The organism is Salipaludibacillus neizhouensis, from assembly GCF_002886185.1.
GTDB classification, from domain to species: Bacteria; Bacillota; Bacilli; order Bacillales; family Salisediminibacteriaceae; genus Salipaludibacillus; species Salipaludibacillus neizhouensis.
On the sequence record NZ_KZ614146.1, the window covers coordinates 1,286,212 to 1,300,577 of the forward strand.

The 14,366-nt window shown below is 34.6% G+C and carries 14 protein-coding genes; 10 read left to right on the forward strand and 4 right to left on the reverse strand.

Features of this window, described 5'->3' with window-relative positions; genetic code table 11:
- Positions 1-75 precede the first annotated feature (75 nt).
- Positions 76-939 (forward strand): DMT family transporter, encoded by an 864-nt coding sequence (locus tag CEF18_RS06125; RefSeq protein WP_110935654.1) that lies wholly within the window; start codon positions 76-78, stop codon positions 937-939.
- A gap of 309 nt (positions 940-1,248) precedes the next feature.
- Positions 1,249-2,205 carry an NAD(P)-dependent alcohol dehydrogenase gene (locus CEF18_RS06130; protein ID WP_110935655.1) on the forward strand — a complete coding sequence of 319 codons (957 nt, stop codon included), beginning with the start codon at positions 1,249-1,251 and terminating at the stop codon, positions 2,203-2,205.
- A 95-nt stretch (positions 2,206-2,300) separates the two neighbouring features.
- Here CEF18_RS06130 and CEF18_RS06135 read toward each other — a convergent pair whose 3' ends face one another.
- Both CEF18_RS06135 and CEF18_RS06140 read right to left on the reverse strand, forming a co-directional pair.
- A complete protein-coding gene (locus CEF18_RS06135) occupies positions 2,301-2,489 on the reverse strand; it encodes a DUF4177 domain-containing protein (protein WP_110935656.1) in 189 nt (62 codons plus the stop codon).
- A gap of 911 nt (positions 2,490-3,400) precedes the next feature.
- On the reverse strand, positions 3,401-3,637 hold the full coding sequence (locus CEF18_RS06140) for a DUF3953 domain-containing protein (protein WP_110935657.1): 237 nt from the start codon (positions 3,635-3,637) through the stop codon (positions 3,401-3,403).
- A 584-nt stretch (positions 3,638-4,221) separates the two neighbouring features.
- On the opposite strand from CEF18_RS06140, the gene CEF18_RS06145 reads away from it, so the two are divergent.
- Both CEF18_RS06145 and CEF18_RS06150 read left to right on the forward strand, forming a co-directional pair.
- Positions 4,222-5,040, forward strand: coding sequence for a MerR family transcriptional regulator (locus CEF18_RS06145; protein WP_110935658.1), 819 nt, complete (start codon positions 4,222-4,224; stop codon positions 5,038-5,040).
- A 100-nt stretch (positions 5,041-5,140) separates the two neighbouring features.
- A complete protein-coding gene (locus CEF18_RS06150; RefSeq protein ID WP_110935659.1) occupies positions 5,141-6,349 on the forward strand; it encodes an MFS transporter in 1,209 nt (402 codons plus the stop codon).
- 137 nt (positions 6,350-6,486) lie between these two features.
- Here CEF18_RS06150 and CEF18_RS06155 read toward each other — a convergent pair whose 3' ends face one another.
- Positions 6,487-7,032, reverse strand: coding sequence for a helix-turn-helix domain-containing protein (locus tag CEF18_RS06155; RefSeq protein WP_110935660.1), 546 nt, complete (start codon positions 7,030-7,032; stop codon positions 6,487-6,489).
- Positions 7,033-7,352: 320 nt separating this feature from the next.
- Here CEF18_RS06155 and CEF18_RS06160 point away from each other — a divergent pair, with 320 nt between their 5' ends.
- A complete protein-coding gene (locus tag CEF18_RS06160) occupies positions 7,353-7,748 on the forward strand; it encodes a DoxX family protein (protein WP_110935661.1) in 396 nt (131 codons plus the stop codon).
- Between the two features lie 299 nt (positions 7,749-8,047).
- Here CEF18_RS06160 and CEF18_RS06165 read toward each other — a convergent pair whose 3' ends face one another.
- A complete protein-coding gene (locus tag CEF18_RS06165) occupies positions 8,048-8,491 on the reverse strand; it encodes a CHRD domain-containing protein (RefSeq protein ID WP_110935662.1) in 444 nt (147 codons plus the stop codon).
- Between the two features lie 439 nt (positions 8,492-8,930).
- On the opposite strand from CEF18_RS06165, the gene CEF18_RS06170 reads away from it, so the two are divergent.
- The 5 genes from CEF18_RS06170 to CEF18_RS26770 all read left to right on the forward strand — a co-directional run bounded on the left by CEF18_RS06170 (position 8,931) and on the right by CEF18_RS26770 (position 14,214).
- Positions 8,931-9,395 carry a hypothetical protein gene (locus CEF18_RS06170; protein WP_223292253.1) on the forward strand — a complete coding sequence of 155 codons (465 nt, stop codon included), beginning with the start codon at positions 8,931-8,933 and terminating at the stop codon, positions 9,393-9,395.
- A gap of 246 nt (positions 9,396-9,641) precedes the next feature.
- The gene (locus CEF18_RS06175; protein ID WP_110935663.1) at positions 9,642-10,241 is read left to right on the forward strand and encodes a CBO0543 family protein; all 600 of its coding nucleotides are present in this window, start codon (positions 9,642-9,644) and stop codon (positions 10,239-10,241) included.
- A gap of 42 nt (positions 10,242-10,283) precedes the next feature.
- The gene (locus tag CEF18_RS25765; RefSeq protein WP_183041207.1) at positions 10,284-10,445 is read left to right on the forward strand and encodes a hypothetical protein; all 162 of its coding nucleotides are present in this window, start codon (positions 10,284-10,286) and stop codon (positions 10,443-10,445) included.
- A gap of 104 nt (positions 10,446-10,549) precedes the next feature.
- A complete protein-coding gene (locus tag CEF18_RS06180; protein WP_110935664.1) occupies positions 10,550-10,825 on the forward strand; it encodes a hypothetical protein in 276 nt (91 codons plus the stop codon).
- A gap of 908 nt (positions 10,826-11,733) precedes the next feature.
- Positions 11,734-14,214, forward strand: coding sequence for a phosphatase PAP2 family protein (locus CEF18_RS26770; RefSeq protein WP_259457988.1), 2,481 nt, complete (start codon positions 11,734-11,736; stop codon positions 14,212-14,214).
- Positions 14,215-14,366: the final 152 nt, after the last annotated feature.

The following is a 14,366-nucleotide window of genomic DNA, read 5'->3' on the forward strand; positions in this document are numbered from 1 at the left end:
TTAGCTTATGTTTATTATAATCAATATTATTACTTTGACAAGTAATTCAAAGGATAGGATTCTGGGGTGATTATAGTGAATGTAACAACAAAAGGGTGGATTTATGGTTTTATAGGAATACTTATATTTAGCGGTTCCCTTCCTGCAACTCGTGTGGCTGTCGGCGAACTTGATCCATACTTTCTTACAGCATTTCGTGCCGCAATTGCTGGATTATTATCCGTGTTAATCATTATAATTTTAAAAGCAAAACGACCTGAAAAATCGGATGTATTATCATTAATTATTGTGGCGGTTGGAGTTGTTATTGGCTTCCCACTTCTCACAGCTTTGGCACTCGAGCATAATACTGCTGCTCATGCCATTGTATTTTTAGGCCTTCTTCCATTGTCAACAGCAATATTTGGTGTCATAAGAGGGGGAGAACGGCCTACCCCTATTTTTTGGGTCTTCTCAGCAATAGGAAGCTTTTTGGTTGCAGGGTTTGCTTTCTTTCAAGGAGGCGAATCTTCGCTATTGGGCGACTTATATATGTTGATATCTATCATAGTTTGTGGCTTGGGCTATGCAGAAGGGGCTAAATTATCTCGTAAATTAGGTAACTGGCAAGTAATTTCTTGGGCTCTTGTATTGTCCCTGCCCTTTATGGCCATACTCTCCATTTATCTTTTTCCAAGTTCTTGGGAAGGAATTAGTATTGGAACATATGTGAGTTTAGCTTATGTTTCCTTGTTTAGTATGTATATAGGATTTGTTTTCTGGTATAGGGGTCTTTCACAAGGTGGCATAGCATCAGTGGGGCAGTTACAACTATTGCAACCATTCTTTGGCCTTTTACTTGCAGCGGTTATTCTTCAAGAGGAAGTTGGCTTTTTACTCGTTCTAGTAAATGTCGGTGTGGTGTTTTGTGTTGCTGCCGCTAAACGATTTTCACGGTAAAAGCTTTGTAAACAGAACGTACAGAGAGTCTGGATAATGATTACTGAAAATGAACAAACTTTTTCATATTAAATTCTTGTCATGCTTGCATTATAGAATCGATTTTGATCAATCTTTTTTCAAAATGGATTCTTTTTATGTATCGTAAAATAAGGGTTTGTTTGTATTTTTGATCAAGTTTTATCTCAAAACTACAACTACGCCATTAATTGGGAGATCTTTTTTTAATAAAGTCAACATACATTTATCATTGATAATCATTTTGACTGTTGCAGCTTTAAAGCGTATCCATTAAATGGGAGGTAATGTATGAAGGCCATTGTTTGTACAAAATACGGACCGCCGGATGTTCTAGAGCTTCAAGAGATTGAAAATCCTGTTCCCAAAAAAAATGAAGTAATGGTAAAAGTGAATGCGACAGCAGTTAACTCAGCTGACTGGCGGCTTCGAAAAGCTGAACCATTTGCGGTAAGGTTATTCTTTGGTTTTACAAAACCAAGGAGGGGCATTCTAGGCGGTGTTTTTGCTGGGGAAATTGAAGCGGTAGGCTCAGATGTAATACGATTTAAAGTCGGTGACCAACTATTTGGATCTACTGGCATGAGTTTAGGAGCTTATGCGGAGTACAAATGTCTGCCTGAAGATGGAGTGATTGCATTAAAACCAGAAAACATGTCCTATGAAGAAGCTGCCTCCGTTCCTTTTGGAGGATTGACAGCATTGCATTTTCTTAGAAAAGCAAACATCCAAAGGGCACAAAAAATCCTTGTCTACGGAGCCTCTGGAGCTGTAGGTACTGCTGCAGTCCAACTTGCCAAATACTTTGGGGCAGAGGTTACTGCGGTTTGCAGTACGACAAATGTGGAAATGCTGAAATCACTAGGTGCTGATAGAGTCATTGATTACAAGATGGAAGATTTCACTAAAAGTAGTGAGAAGTATGATGTTATTTTTGACACGGTAGGAAGGATGTCGTTTTTACCTTGTAAAAAATTATTAAAGAAAAAGGGAATTATTATATTAGGGTCATCGAATGTGTCGAAAGAGGTTCAAGGGCTCTGGACTTCCATCACAAGCAGCAAGAAAGTAATATCAGGGATGGCCGGTGAAAAGGTTGATAATCTCCTTCTACTTAAGGAGCTTATTGAGTTGGGGGAAATCAAATCTGTGATCGATAGATGCTATGGCTTAGAACAAATTCCGGATGCTCATAGCTATGTTGAAAAAGGGCATAAAAAGGGAAATGTAGTGATAACAGTGGGTTAAATAAAACGTCTAAAAGGCAATGATAGAATGCAGAAGTAGTTGGGGAGTTATATCTTTTATTAATTGGTTGCCTTTTGATTGAAAGGCCCTTTATATCAATTAGGGGACCTTTCAAAAATAATTTCAAAGTATGAAGCAGAACCATATCCTTTCGTAGCTGGAGCAAATATTTGGACGAATCTCCAACCATCTTTAGCATGGTTAACAATAATATTTTGGTAATCCTCTTTTGGTTTACCATTCCAATTACTAAGATCAACTTTCACAAATTTATATTCATACATGATTAAAAACCTCCTGTGTAAGTCATATTATTTTTTATACGTATGAAGGAGAACAATAGTTCAAAATGAGTTAGTGAATGCTTACTATTTGTTTCGTTTTCACACAAATGTTACTTATAACTAACTTGTGAAAGAACATTAAAAAGACAACTCCGAAACGTTAACAAGATATTTACCAGAAGTATTTGATTAAATAAGACCGAATTTTTATAAATAAACTGCTATGAGGAATGGAATTTCCGCATGGCAGTTTATTTATGTTGGAATCACTACTAACAGTTGTAGGTGATGTTCGTAAAATAGAATCTGGAAAAATCGATAGGCGGCCGACTGAGCGTAGCATTCGAAGACTGTTAAAACTCTCCATCTATTATTGATCGATAGATTCCTTCCTTAGAAAAGGTTTTTAATTTACCTTCATATCTTAAGAAAGACTCAACCCACCCGTGCAAATGATGCACAGAACCGTTTCTTTATTAAATGTAAGAATGTTTTCTTCATGGAATTTTCCCCTTCAAACCTTGCTTTTTTAAACTAATATCACACTGGTATTGAGCTTCGTGCACTGAGGGTAGAATAGTTGAACAATTGCAGCGCTAACTTCTAGTGCTAACCCTGCTCCGATAGTTCAAGAAGAAATAAATGAATTAGTGTTTAGTTCTACTGAAATATCTATATAAACTTACTAATCCTATAACAATTAAAACGATCATAGCAATGCCATAAAAAATCGACTTAAAAATGTAACTAAGCGAATTTAACCATAGCGGAACCTAATACAAAAAATAACACCACTACCAGCAATAATCTATTTTTCATATATTTCCTTCTCCCATAAAAATAAGACCTCTCCAACAATCATCCGTTAGAGACTTATAAGCAATCACAGTTTGTTCCACTATGCTACTCCGTTAGCTGAATTGTGAAGTATAAATAAGAACGAAAAATACAAATGCAGATGCACCAATGTTTATATATCCCCAAAATGATTTTTTGTCTTTTTTAAGTTTAATTAAGCCTACTACCAACGATAGGAAACCCAGTAAAATAAAAGAATAAGGCAATAAATCAAATGTTCGAGTTATTAAACTATAGCTACCTAATGTGACGACGGATATTGATAAGATAATTCTTAATACTTTCAGCAAATTCTTTCCCCCTAAAGTAAGTGTCTTCTTAAATTAAGCATCATTTTGCTAAAGTGAAAACATTCATATTAATCCTCATATTCTACTATCACTTTAACATAAATTTACCAATTCATTTTCATAATCTTGGAAACTACTCTCCAACTATTTGGCCCGATTCCGAAGGGCTTCACTCTTTGAATATAACACTTTTGATTGTACAAATGATGGATGTTAATCTTTGATCGTTTAGACAGTATGAAATGGTAAACAGTAAGGCATTCAGTGGTAAAAACGATGTCAATAATGCTACATTTCAATGGCTCATCTCATCGATTTGGATAAAAGGTTCATTGAAAATCTTCTATGAAAGAAGTAAACTGTTTTCATATCCTTGACTCTTCATTAGTAACTGAAGAGTCTTTTTCACGTTTTTTCTTCTGTGAGAATAGAGGCTGCGTTCGTAAACAAAAAGCAGCTTGAAGTAGTGAAAGGCGGTGAATCGAGTGGGAACAGCAAAGACTATCCCACCAGTGCCAATGAAGCAAAGAACCGTCCCCTTGTTTTACCCTTGTTTTAAAAGATAGTAGAGAAAGGATACTCAAATGAGAAATCTGTTTACAATAGGAGAAATGGCAAAACTTCACAATATAACCATGAAAACACTAAGATATTATAATGAGATTGGATTGCTAGAGCCAATTCAAATTGACGAAAGAAATGGATATAGATATTACTCAACGGAACAATTTGAACAAATAAATACGATACAGTATTTAAAGAAATTAGGGTTTTCTTTGAAGGAAATCAAGGGTCAACTATATCATAGGGATATTGCCGGTTTCGTGGATTTATTAGAGAAGCAAAAAAAACTAACAGAACAAAAAATAAAGGAACTCGTACAGGTGAACCGTAGATTCCAAAATCGTATCAACGATATTACATTAGCTCGAGAAATAATGGAATTAGGAGTGGTAAGAGTAGTTGATATAAATGAGAGGAAAGTAGTGAGATTGATGGAAAAAATCGGTTCAGAGCCCGAAATAGAGGTTTCATTGAGGCAGTTAGAGAATATGGCGAACATGAATTCTTCCATTTTTATAGGTGGTGTTGGGCTTACAGTAGATTTAAATAATATCAAAGATAAAAAGTTTGATGAATATAACTCTATTTTCATCTTAACGGAGGAAGAAGATATCGAGAGCTCATTCATTACAACCTTTCAAAAAGGGAAATATGCCAGTATTTTCTATAGGGGCGACCATAACGAATCATCTCCATATTATAAAGTGTTACTAGATTACATCAAGAAGAATGGTCTTCAAATGATGGGAGACTCCATTGAAAGAGTGATCATTAATCAGTACATTTCAAAAAACGAAGAAGATTACCTGACAGAAATTCAAATTCAAGTTACCTATTGACCTTCCCCTTACAGGAAGGTTTATTATTTGTATTGCTACTTGAAAAGGACTTTCCATCTATCGATTTCCGACTAGACAATAAAATAAAGGAGAAAACGAAATGACTACTATAAATAATAAGATTTGGTCACTGTCGTTTGTATTCGTACTGGTTTCCAATGCCTTAGTCTTTATGACTTTTGAAATGCTTTTACCGACTCTTCCCTTATTTATCACGGCCTTAGGAGGAGGTGCAAGTCAGGTCGGTTTAGTAACAGGAATTTTTATGTTATCGGCTATTTTAACCCGTCCATTTACGGGAATTCTTGCAACGAAGGTTGATAAAAAACTACTTTTAATTTTTGGTATTTTCCTTATGGCCCTATCTACAGGTGCCTATTATCTCTCCAACAACATCTCAACGTTATTGCTTATTCGATTAATTCACGGGGCTGGATTTGGTTTAGCAACCACTTACTTTGCCACACTTGCTGCTGAAATCGTTCCTAAAGATCGTCGAGGCGAGGGGATTGGCTATTTTGGTGTGGGAGAAACAGTTGCCATCTCAGTAGGTCCAATGGTTGGTATTATGACACTAGAATTATATGACTTTCAACGATTATTCTTTGGAGGAATGGCTGTTCTTTTTCTAGCTATTATTATGGCTATTTTTATAAAAATAGCACCTAAAGGAAAAAAGGTAGATAAACAAGTAAGTGGAAAATTTAAACTATTGGAGAAACGAGTTCTCTTTCCTGCATTGCTCATCTTTCTAATAGGAATTGCGGCAGGAGGAATTATGTCATTCTTTTCTCTGTACGCAATAGAGAAGGATTTTACTCTAGTAGGATTATTTTTCTTATTGATTGCCGCAGCAAGTTTTATGATTCGATTAATATCAGGAAAATTGTTTGATGTGTACGGGCTAGCGGTGATTCTAATACCGGGTTCTATTCTGTCGATTATAGGATTGATTATCCTATACGTAGCAGTTAGTGATAGCATGTTTTTAATCGCAGCTATCTTTTATGGATTTGGATTTGGTGCTATTTTCCCAGCCATTCAAACATGGTGTTTGAATTTAGTAGAGGAACATGAACATGAGGATGCGATGGCTACTTTCTTCAACTTTTTTGATTTAGGTATTGGAGGAGGTTCCTTTATCCTTGGATTAGTAGCTACAGTTGCATCTTATCAAGCAGTATATCTTGTCGCATCCATTGTGTATGGGTTGGTTCTAGTTATTTATCTTGTTTACTTTGTTAGAAAAAGACAATCAAATAAACAGAGTGGAAAAAGGGAAGAACTTAAAAATCAAGCAATCTACTAGTGTAGGAAGATGGGACTAAGGGGTTTGAAGACGGTGCAAAAGTTTTTGGTGAAGGAGTTCGATGAAGTACAAAAAATAGGTTAGCAATATCACTTGCTAACCTATCCACCTTTATGTACTTATGTTTAGCCATCGCATTATAGTAGATCATCTAACTTTGTATCTGAATAAATCGTGATTAGGATGACAGATTTTGTATCTCCAATATTTTTTACACTATGTGGAACACTTGCGTTCCAGCTAAAAGAATCACCTTCTTCTGCGATCATAGAATCTTCCCCTTGTTCAGCTAGCACTTTTCCTTCAAGCACTAAATGGCACTCTTCACCTTCGTGGGCATGTGGCTCATCTTCTCCAATGGCAAAACCGGGTGGCGATTCAACGATCATCATTCGTAACGGTCCTTTTGAGGTAATATGCTCAATTTTTAAATTTTTCAACGAAGAGATTCTTCTCTCGTCTTTTCGTACGGCACGCATGTGCTGTTTTTTCTCTAACAATAAATAAGGTAATGGCACCTTTAGATACTCCGCAATCGTATTCAGTGTATTAATGGAAGGTGATGTATTGTTGTTTTCGATGTTACTTATAAAACCTTTTGATAGGCCTGTGCCTTCACACATTTGCGCGATTGTAATCTTTTTTCTTTTTCTAATCGAGCGAATTTTAGTTCCTATGTCCAACCTAATCACCTCTAAGTGTTTTCGTTTAAGAAACTAATCATAATAGTAACAAAATCATTGACAGTCTACAAGTCTATTGTTAACATACAGGAAACAATTATTCTTATAGAAAAACAAAATACGTTTTTATTTTTTGTGATTTTGTTTTCAAATATGAATATGTTTTTATTAATAGGATACTGACGGCTTTCTGTTTACTTTTAAGCTGACCGTCTAGACCCTTTTAAGATAAGGAGTGATTTAGGAGGTGGATAAAATAAGTTGTTACTAAATAAGTTATTGGTTGATAGAAAAAATAAATTTCTTTAGGAGGAACAAAAATGAAAAATCAACAAGATATTGGTGCATTATTACTACGAGTAGTTTTAGGAATTATTTTTATAGGACATGGTACTCAAAAGTTCCAAGGTGGTATTGAAAACATTGCTGGGTGGTTTGATAGTATTGGGTTGCCAGGATTTTTGGCTTATATAGTAGCAAGTATCGAATTGGTAGGTGGGATTGCGATAATACTAGGTTTGGCGACTCGTATCGTAGGAGGACTTTTTGTCATCGTGCTATTAGGAGCAATCGTGACAGTTCAATTATCAGCAGGTTTTATTGGAGGGTATGCGTACGATCTTGCGTTACTGGCCATCTCTGCCTACTTATTACTAAATGGAAGCAAGTTATTTTCTTTAGATAGTTATATTTTAAAAGTAAGAAACAAATCATAATTTGTAGAAAGGGGACAGACCTTTCTGGTTGTAACTAATGAAAAATAGGAAGAGCATTTCGGTAATGATCATTATTGCTATTGTTGTTGCACTAGTTATATTTCAAAGAAAAGAAGGGCACAATGAAGATATGAGTATGGAGCAATAAGCGGTGTTAAACGAATAAAAGACCCTTCGATGTTTTTCTGAAGGGTCTTTTATTCATTTTTTCCTCGCTTGAGCGAACCACGCGAGTTCCACTCGTGCCAATGAAGCAGAGAACCGTCCCCTTGTTTTTCCAACTGGCATGTCTTGTTTGGCTAACGGTGTGGAAATTTAAGTGGTATAATTTGACCTCTAATTTCACCTGCTGGATTTTGTTCAGTATGAGCATTAACATAAGTTAATTCTCGTTCCATGAATTTCAATAAATCTTTTACAGTTTCTATACCTGCTTTATTTTCTACAATATCATCATTAGTAATAGTCCCTGTAATAAGACCTCTTCTCGTCGTAATCCCATTTTGCTGCTCAAGCGTTTCTAGGTCAGCCCCAAAAAGGAATGCAACTACAGGTCCGTTTACACCTCGGGCACCAACGTGGATATGTGCTTGAACAAAGTTTTCAATGTTTTTAACTTCTAGTGCAAACTTTATCTTCGTTTTATTTTTATTAGCTACAAATTTCGCTGAACCAAAAGCATCCGTTTCCACAGGAGGGACTTCATTTTCACCTTTTAATCTTGTCCTAAAGAATGTTAGCATCTTTAATCACCTCTCTTTCCTGCAACTAATACAGTCTATGTAAGGTAATTTTAATTTGTATAGGTTAGTAGCTAACTAAAGATGACTAGTTTCTCAGGAAGGGCTACAGAAAATCCTTATTTTATATCCCAAGATTTACTCAGTAGATATATTCCTCTTTTTATTTCCTCTTCTGATACTCCCGAAAATCCTAATACAAAGAGTATGGATGGATCCTAATACTGGAATACGTGGGGGATTTTGAATGTTTTCATGTAAATTAAAGGTAGAATTCTTTAATATGGAAGTGCCACGATGCTTGAATAATCGAAGCATCGCTTTCCTTGTTCTGCTAACTGGCAGTTATGTTTAATAAGAATTCTTTAATGTTTTTTCCAATCAATACATGTAATCTAACATATGGGGAATGATTAGATAAACTGATATAAGGAGAGTTAATGTGAAACAAATAATACTTTGGCTAATGTTTCTAGTTCCTATTGCATCTCTGTTGCTAATTGGAGATAAAACTCTTAGAAGATTTCTCCCAGTTGCATTGTTTGTTACTGTAGTCAACACTCTTATTTACCAAGCTGCATATCATTATAATTGGTGGAGAGAACCTGGGCTGTTTGACTGGGACAAAGTTGCAAATATTCCTTGGGTATATAGTGCATATTTAGTAGCAACATTATGGATTTTTAAGTTAACCTACGGAAAATTTACTGTTTATTTAATAACAAACCTAATATTGGATGGTGTATATATATATTTATGGTATCCAATCCAACAAAAACTTGGATTAGCTACAAGCGAAATGTCACCAGATATTACTTATTTAATTATGATCGGAGTAGCCCTTTTAATATATGGTTTTCAGATTTGGTATGAAAAAGATTTACATAGTTATAAAGATAATAACTAAATCCTTCCTAATTTCTTCTTAAAGAAACGGAGGTGCAAGAAGCTAGTTGCCCTTTAGTATCTAATTCCTATCGATTCATTCTTACACAATCAGGCGCAATTCAATAATAAGAATTGAACCCTTTCTTTGTATATAGGGGCTGATTGCGAAAAAAAATACTTAAACTAACTGGCAGGTAAGTTGAATAAAATTAACTATTATTACACAAACTGACATCACCGAATTCACATATGGGAATGTGATAAAATGTTTAAGAATTTCATAAATATTGGTTTTAATATTGAGTCGTTTATTTCTATTTTTGGAATTTTGATTGGTTTGGTTGTTCTTATTTTATTTTTAAAATTAAATTGGAAAAAGTATGGTTTATTATTTATCTTATCTGCGTTAGTTGGCAACATACTTTGTTATATCTTTGTTAAATTGAATTTCTACTCATTTCCATACTTGTTATTCCCGAAAATACTAATAATGCCTTTAACTCCAATTACATTTTCTTTTCCAATAATAGTTCTAATAGCTGTACGTTATAGCCCCAACCACTGGGGATGGAAAATACCCTTCTATTGGACAATCGTCCATGTAGGTATGTTTTGGGAAACTTGGTTGTTAGAAAATACAAGATTAATTGAATATAATTTTAAATGGGATTTTTGGGATTCTTATACTTGGTGGTGGATATTTTTCTTGATTTTTGAATGGGTTGGAGGAATTATAGTACCTGAAAATTTAAGAAAACCTATTAACATTCAATCTTTGAGATTCGGTAAACTAGGGTGGGCAATTATTCACTTCATATTAATTGTTACAATTTTTCTCGGAGGTTACTATTTAGGCTCTCTTTAGATAAAACAATAATAAACTAAAAAAAACTAAAGGGTGCAAGAGTTGAATAAGGCTGTTTATTTAAACAACTATAATACTTCTTTATTTAAAGTGGATGAAGATGTGGAGATAACTAAGCAATGGAAACAAGATGAGAGTGATTCTATCTTCTTCAATCAGGCGCGATTATCAACAACGGAGGTAGAAAAAAGATCAAACTTTTAAACTAAACTGAAAATTAAATCTGCTGGAGAGGAATCTATTTTGTCTTAATCTTTTTTCAAAATGGATTCTTTTTATTTATGTAAAATATAGGTTTGCGTTGTATTTTGATCAAACTATACCTTAAAGCTACAACTACGCTGTTAATTGGAAGTGGGGCAGAGGTTACTGCGGTTTGCAAAAGTCTGATCTATTTAATCGAGTGGCTCGTCTACGAAAAGAAAGCCATTACGATGGATCGCGACGCCAGAAACATTGAGTATTTCACAGAAAAATATCGTGGCAGGCTTAACCCGGAACTGGCCGCGTATAAAGCGAAGATCGAAGGTGGGGAATACAAGAAGTCATCTAGGTCTTCTTTCATTCTAGCAAGCGATGAATAACAAGAAAAGTAACAGACAAGCATTTAAATTAAAATTATAAGGGGAAGAAACATGAACAGATTAGAACGTGGAGCTCTTTTATAAATTCCAATGGAAATTCCAGATTAAGTACTTAATCAAGATTTATTCTAATCTAATATTTAAAAGGATAACATTTACCGAACTAGAGGTCTTTCATCAATTTGCTAGATTTGATGGAGACCTCTTTCTTCATGCTCTTTGTTACGTAACTTTGATAATAGTTTTCTAGAAGAAACTACAATTTACATCAAAAATATCCACCGTAGGACATTGTTTACATAATTTTAATAATTCCACTATATTTAGTTAACATAAATTCCCTATACTGAAATTAGTGTGGTTAATAAGTAGTCAATCTCTTAAATTTCATCTAAGAGATTGACTAGAATATTTAAGGAGAACATAGAATAGTTGAAAAAATCATCATGTAAAAAATTTAGAGCAGAAAATGTGTTGACAACCGATTAGCAATTAATTCGGTTTTGCGGATAACAGAACCGCAAAAGTAATATGTGTAAAATGGTAGCTGCATAAAGTGGGGTAATGGTATTAATCTAAAAGTTAGGAGGACAAAGTGGAAGGACATGATTACTATAAAGAAAGTATATTGACTTATGCTACTACTTTTGGACGAAGTATTCTAACTTTTTATTAGCCAGCTATTTGTCTTATGTAATCAATGAAGCAAAATATGGAAACTTAATAGTGGAATTAATACCTCAACGTGTTTTGTAATTTATCTTCTCCTTAATAAAGTAATAACCACATGAGGAAAACGTACATTTTTTTCATTACTATTTGAACGTAAATTGTAATACTCAAGTAGAAAATTATTTTAATGTGCGAGGTTTTAGAAAGTGATTTGAGAAGGGAGAAATATAAAAATTATGATATGTATAAAAAGACAATTAATTAAATCACTAACAATACTTGTAATTCTATCCATGGTATTTTCTATGCTTCCTGTTCAGGCAGCCAGTCAATTTTCTGATATCGAGGGGAAGTTTGCGAAAGATGAAGAAGCTGCAAATTCGTTTAAAGATTCATCATCTATTCCAGCTTGGAGCAAAGGATTTGTAGGTGGTGTTTTAGCTGAAAATATTATGGTTGGATATCCAGATGGAAGTTATAAACCTCTCCATAACATTACTCGTGCAGAAGCAGTAGTTACATTAAAAAATGCTTTAGAAACAGATGAGCTTTCAAAAACATCAAAAGCTTCAAAAGCTACAAAATCATCTAAAGCTTCAAAACCATCAAAACCAAAAAAACCAAAAAAACCAACAAAATCAACAAAACCATCAAAACCACAAGGGACTACTAATGAAGTAAATGTAGATGTTCCTGAAGTGGAGCAACCTTTACCAGCAGTGGATAATGGTGGAAATGCTAATGATTCTACCTTAAAGAATATAGATGCGACTAATCCTTTTATTCATATTTTAGACGGTTTTGATCAAATATGGTCAATGAATCAACCAAATTGGAGAGACGGAACAGCGTTAACTGAACCAGGTGCAAATGATGAGATTGCAAACTATGGTGACGGACCTACCGTTTATTTTGATGGATATAAAAATGATAAGACAAAAGTAGTAGCTGATAAGAAAACATTTGTTAACGTAGAAATCAAAGATGCAGAGACTTGGGCAGCTAATATGAAATATGTAGAAGATGTTACTAAAAACAGAACAGATGAAGAGGCGTTAGCAGCCTATTATGATGATCAAAGAGATAAGATATATAGTATGATGGATGCTTATGGGCCTTTGGCTAATACCTACGTAGATATAGTGGACCCTGTAACAAGTGTTGTAAGATCAACAGGGGACATGAATAAGGTATTGGAAGAAATGACTGTTGAAGATCAAAGCCAAGGAATGGGAGAATGGCAGGAATCTGAACTTTCAGATGCGATGGATTTAGTTTCTTTAATTAGATTTAGAAATCCTTCTTCGTCTAACCCTTCTAAGTACTTTTTCTCTTCTCCGAGACCGTACAGAATGAATTCAAATGGAGAAGTGAAAGAAGTTGTTGATGAGAACGGTTTACCTGTTTGGGAAACAATCGGTAGTGGTGAAAATGTAGTAGAGGATTTACCTTCAGGTGGTAAAAAAGAAACAGGAGAAAAACATTTCCAACAATATGAAACGAATGTGGAAGTAATTCCTGCATTGGACTATGTAAGAAGAAAAGCGGAAGACGGAAGAGGAAAAGATGGAGCTTTTCCAAGTGGACATACAAGTGCATCGTATTTGTCAACATTCGGATTTGCATACGCAACACCGGAAAGATATGCTGAATTTTTAACAAGAGCAGCTCAAATGGGAGAAAATAGAATAGTGAGCGGAATGCACTCTCCACTTGATGTTATAGGTGCAAGAATACAATCTACAGCAATGACTGCATTTGCATTTAATATTGAAGAAAACAGAGAGGTATTAGATAAGGCTTATGAAAATGCTGGAGAGGTATTCGGTGAATTAGCTGAATCAAAAGAAATGAGCTTGTACGAATATGCGCATACGGTAACAGAGGATTATACGTTTGAAAGTGCGTACGATAAAGAAAAGTGGGAAGATCATGAAGCAAATAAAGCTTTCTATCGGGAAAAACTTACTTACGGATTACCTCAAACAGGAACAAAAGGTTTAGACCCTGTAGTACCTAAAGGGGCAGAAGTTTTATTAGAAACTCGTCAACCTTATTTGACAGATAAACAACGTAGAGAAGTAATATATACCACAGAAATTGAATCAGGCTACCCTGTAATAGACGAGTCAAATGGTTGGGGTAGAATTGATTTGGTAACTGCAACTGATGGATATGGTGAGTTTTTACACAATGTAACAGTTGATATGGATGCTTCAAAAGGTAGATTTAATGCCCATGATTGGTGGAGAAATGATATTAATGGTAGTGGTATGCTTACCAAGCAAGGGACAGGAACGCTTACATTGACAGGAGATAATAGTTATAAAGGAGGCACATTGCTAGAAGAAGGAACGCTAGAAGCTACATCTACGACTGCTTTTGGTGAAGGCGATCTTTATTTAGAAAATGGAACAGCTTTAGTGAAAGTAGACGGACCTTTACATTTAAATGGAAATTTCACAATAGAAGCTGGAAACTTAAATATTTCAATGGATGATGACAACAGTCAACTAAATGTTGATGAACTGTTATACATTGATGGTGGGGATCTTAATTTAGATTTTTCTAATTATGAAATAGAAGGTGCTCAAGACATGACTTTAATGACTGCCAACAAAGTGAAAGGTAAATTTGATAATGTAACTGCTTATGGTTACAATGTGACTGTCACTTATGAAGATAATAGTGTCATTGCACATATCGAAGCAAAATAATAGCAATTGGTAATTTGAAATATCTAAGCTGTCGACTATTGTCGGCAGTTTTTTAATTAAATCTAAAAAGCACCATCTATCACATTTAACGGTCGTTACAACGCTTATTGGTTTAAGCTGTTTTATCAACAGTTAATAAAAAGAACGAACTT

Excerpts from the sequence above, each read along its gene's own strand:
- CEF18_RS06150 (WP_110935659.1), top strand. The coding sequence starts at position 5,141 with ATGACTACTATAAATAATAAGATTTGGTCACTGTCGTTTGTATTCGTA.
- CEF18_RS26770 (WP_259457988.1), top strand. The coding sequence starts at position 11,734 with ATGATATGTATAAAAAGACAATTAATTAAATCACTAACAATACTTGTA.
- CEF18_RS06145 (WP_110935658.1), top strand. The coding sequence starts at position 4,222 with ATGAGAAATCTGTTTACAATAGGAGAAATGGCAAAACTTCACAATATA.
- CEF18_RS06130 (WP_110935655.1), top strand. The coding sequence starts at position 1,249 with ATGAAGGCCATTGTTTGTACAAAATACGGACCGCCGGATGTTCTAGAG.
- CEF18_RS06160 (WP_110935661.1), top strand. The coding sequence starts at position 7,353 with ATGAAAAATCAACAAGATATTGGTGCATTATTACTACGAGTAGTTTTA.
- CEF18_RS06165 (WP_110935662.1), bottom strand. The coding sequence starts at position 8,491 with ATGCTAACATTCTTTAGGACAAGATTAAAAGGTGAAAATGAAGTCCCT.
- CEF18_RS06135 (WP_110935656.1), bottom strand. The coding sequence starts at position 2,489 with ATGTATGAATATAAATTTGTGAAAGTTGATCTTAGTAATTGGAATGGT.
- CEF18_RS06175 (WP_110935663.1), top strand. The coding sequence starts at position 9,642 with ATGTTTAAGAATTTCATAAATATTGGTTTTAATATTGAGTCGTTTATT.